This is a genomic window from Mycobacterium sp. TH-M82 (assembly GCF_057473605.1).
The window spans coordinates 1-1,315 of sequence record NZ_JBYCKY010000049.1; the positions used below are offsets into that span (position 1 = coordinate 1).

Annotated in this window: 2 protein-coding genes; both read right to left on the bottom strand. The window is 64.3% G+C overall.

The window, feature by feature from the left end:
* On the bottom strand, nucleotides 1-828 hold an 828-nt coding region (locus AC2VON_RS01625; RefSeq protein ID WP_486951368.1), incomplete at its 3' end, for a fatty acid desaturase family protein.
* A 15-nt stretch (nucleotides 829-843) separates the two neighbouring features.
* The coding region (locus AC2VON_RS01630) for a 2Fe-2S iron-sulfur cluster-binding protein (RefSeq protein ID WP_486951369.1) at nucleotides 844-1,315 on the bottom strand (472 nt) is incomplete at its 5' end.

The window sequence follows — 1,315 nt, forward strand, 5'->3', positions numbered from 1 at the left end:
CCCGCGCGTCTCCCCGTCGATCGAAGCCTTGTCGTAGGTCTGCACGCCCTCGGGGAAGTGCCCGCACATGATCACCGAATGGGTCCACAGGTTTCGCACCAGATTCGCGGTAAGGTTCGCGGTCAACGTCGCCGGCGCCGAGGGACCCGACAACAGCGGGTGCAGCACGTAGTCGCGCATCACGTGCCTGCGCACCTTGGCGAGCACTGTGGCGCCCTGTCGCCGGAATTCGTCCTTGTCGCTGCGCCCTTTGAGGTACTTGCCGATTTCGAGATCGTATGCGGCGATGCCGTATTGGAACAAGCAGGCGTTGATGCCGTTCCACAACGGCTGCGCCAGATAAAAGGGCGTCCAGCGCTGATCTTCGTCGACCCGCATGATGCCGTAGCCCAGATCGCGGTCCTTGCCGAGCACGTTGGTGTAGGTGTGGTGGATCTGGTTGTGGGAGTGTTTCCACATCGCCGCGGGTGAGGCGTTGTCCCATTCCCAAGTTGTCGAGTGGATCTTGGGATCGCGCATCCAGTCCCACTGCCCGTGCATCACGTTGTGCCCGATCTCCATGTTCTCGACGATCTTGGAGATCGACAGCCCGAAGGTTCCGACCACCCAGGCGGGCGGAAACAGCGAGAACAGCAGGACGGAGCGGCTCGCGAGTTCAAGCTTGCGCTGCCCGTCGATGACACGACGGATGTAGGCGGCGTCGCGCTCGCCGCGGCCGGCCAGGATATTCTCCCGGATGGCATCGAGCTCGCGCCCGAGGTCGTCGATGTCCTCATCGGACAGGTGGGCGGTCGGGTCGGTTTGTGTCGCAATCATAGTGGCAGTCATATTGGCTCCTTGAGGTCAGAGGTCGAGTTCGCAAGCGCCTGCGGCAGCCGAGACGCAGGTTTGGATCTTCACGTCGTCGCCTGGGGCGGCGATGGTGATGTCGCCGTTGCGAAGATCGCGCACGGCGCCCTGACGCAGTGGCGCGACGCAGCCGAAGCAGATACCCATCCGGCAGCCCGAGGGCATCAACACTCCGGCCGCTTCGCCGGCCTCGAGCAGCGTCCGCGACCCGTCGGCGTCCACGACGGCACCGCTTTTGGCAAAGGTCACGGCTCCGCCTTCGCCGGCAGCGATGACGGTGGGGCGGAACCGTTCGATGTGCAACTGCTCGGGTATGCCGTCGACGGACCAGCGCTCTTGGATCGCATCGAGCAGCCCAGCCGGACCGCAAGCCCACGTCTGGCGCTCGGCGACATCGGGAACGATCTCGGTCAAGCGCGAAACGTCGAGCATGCCGTCTGTGTCGGTGTGCTTCTCCACCAACGTG